The sequence below is a fragment of the Janthinobacterium foliorum genome, assembly GCF_978021625.1.
This window is the reverse complement of the sequence record NZ_CDXDQE010000045.1, coordinates 1-689: the sequence shown is the minus strand read 5'-3', so window position 1 is coordinate 689 and position 689 is coordinate 1. Positions and strand designations below refer to the sequence as shown.

At 57.8% G+C, this 689-nt stretch carries 1 protein-coding gene; it reads right to left on the bottom strand.

What is annotated here, in order from left to right; translation table 11 throughout:
• Window positions 1-686, bottom strand: a 686-nt coding sequence (locus ACZ92H_RS29390; protein WP_465051966.1) for a GTP-binding protein, incomplete at its 3' end; no start/stop codon positions are given.
• Window positions 687-689 lie beyond the last annotated feature (3 nt).

Sequence of the window (689 nt, the reverse complement as noted above, 5' to 3'; positions counted from 1 at the left end):
ACGGTACCGCGACCCGAGATCGAGAACACGTCTTCCACTGGCATCAGGAACGCACCGTCAACAGCGCGCTCTGGCGTTGGGATGTAAGCATCCAGCGCATCGGCCAGACGCAGCACTGCGTCAACGCCCATTTCGCCTTCTTTGCCTTCCAGCGCCATACGTGCCGAACCTTTGATGATTGGCAGGTCGTCGCCTGGGAATTCGTACTTCGACAACAGCTCGCGCACTTCCATTTCAACCAGTTCCAGCAGCTCTGCGTCGTCGACCAGGTCGCACTTGTTCAGGAACACGATGATGTATGGAACGCCAACTTGGCGGGCCAGCAGGATGTGTTCGCGGGTCTGTGGCATTGGGCCGTCAGCTGCGGAGCACACCAGGATCGCGCCGTCCATCTGCGCGGCACCGGTAATCATGTTCTTGATGTAGTCGGCGTGGCCTGGGCAGTCAACGTGAGCGTAGTGACGGGTTTCCGTTTCGTACTCGACGTGGGCGGTGTTAATCGTGATACCGCGCGCTTTTTCTTCTGGAGCTGCATCGATCTGGTCGTATGCTTTAGCTTCGCCGCCGAATTTCTTCGACAGAACCGTTGCGATTGCAGCGGTCAGCGTGGTTTTACCGTGGTCGACGTGGCCGATGGTGCCGACGTTGACGTGCGGCTTGGTCCGTTCGAATTTACCTTTTGCCATTTT